This is a genomic window from Psychrobacter sp. 1Y4 (genome assembly GCF_051847555.1).
Window position 1 is genome coordinate 1 of record NZ_JBPYDE010000131.1, and the last position, 1,102, is coordinate 1,102.

At 47.0% G+C, this 1,102-nt stretch carries 2 protein-coding genes; both read left to right on the forward strand.

All coding sequences use genetic code 11. The features are described 5' to 3' along the window. The coding region (gene cobA, locus ACS8FC_RS14740) for a uroporphyrinogen-III C-methyltransferase (protein ID WP_439297320.1) at nt 1-717 on the forward strand (717 nt) is incomplete at its 5' end. Between the two features lie 153 nt (nt 718-870). Beyond that, nucleotides 871-1,102, forward strand: a 232-nt coding sequence (locus tag ACS8FC_RS14745; protein WP_439297321.1) for a metallophosphoesterase family protein, incomplete at its 3' end; no start/stop codon positions are given.

Sequence of the window (1,102 nt, forward strand, 5' to 3'; positions counted from 1 at the left end):
CACACGGTCGCGCAGCTTGGCATCAATGAGTTATTGGTCAATAGCGCCAAAGAAGGTCGGCGTGTGGTTCGCTTAAAAGGTGGCGATCCGTTTATCTTTGGTCGCGGCGGTGAGGAGATTGAAAGCCTGCGCGCTCATGGCATACCGTATCAGGTCGTACCAGGGATCACCGCGGCCAATGCCGCTGCGAGCTATGCTGGCATACCCTTAACTCACCGTGACCACTCACAATCCGTACGTTTTGTGACAGGATTCTTGAAAGCAGGCGCACCCAACAGTAACTTCAAAAATTTCTTGAACACCGATGAGACGGTGGTATTTTATATGGGCTTGCATTCGCTAGCGCGCTTGACTGAAGGCTTGGTTGACGCTGGTCGTAGTGCTGATACGCCCATTGCTATTGTCTCTAATGCCAGTATGCCCAATCAGCAAGTATTGACTGGTACGCTTGCAACGATTGTTGCCAAACAAGAGGACGCCGAGTTGCCGACGCCTGCTCTACTTATCATGGGCGACGTGGTCAGCCTGCATCATGATTTGGCTTGGTATAATCAGCAAAATCAAAACAATGCTCCTTCAGATGAGAACTGGCTGCGTGAGGGTACGACAAGTGAAGCAGTAAAACAACCGATAGATCAACAAGCTCATGCGCTATCGATGATAGCAAATCTTGCGACAAATTCAGGAGATGATCTAGAGCAGCTCATCGTCGATTAATCTTCTGTGTTTTATTATTACCTGTAACGCAAAGCGACCCTGCCAATAGATGATTGGCAGGGTTTTCTTTTGGCAACAGAGAAAATTCCAACGATTCTTGCTAGAATGAAAGCCACCTAACCCCTGTTCTGACGTTTAATAATAAGCCAAACTATGCCCCTATCTACTGCTTCTAAATATACCTCTACTAAACCTTTAAAAATATTGCACACCTCCGATTGGCACTTGGGACGCAGGCTTTATGGTCGTCTGCGTTATGAAGAGTTTGAGGCATTTTTGCAGTGGTTAGAGGACACCATTAGCACACAGCAAGTAGTTATATTGATTGTCGCAGGTGATATCTTTGATACCATGACGCCCAGCAATAAAGCCCAAGCGCTGTATT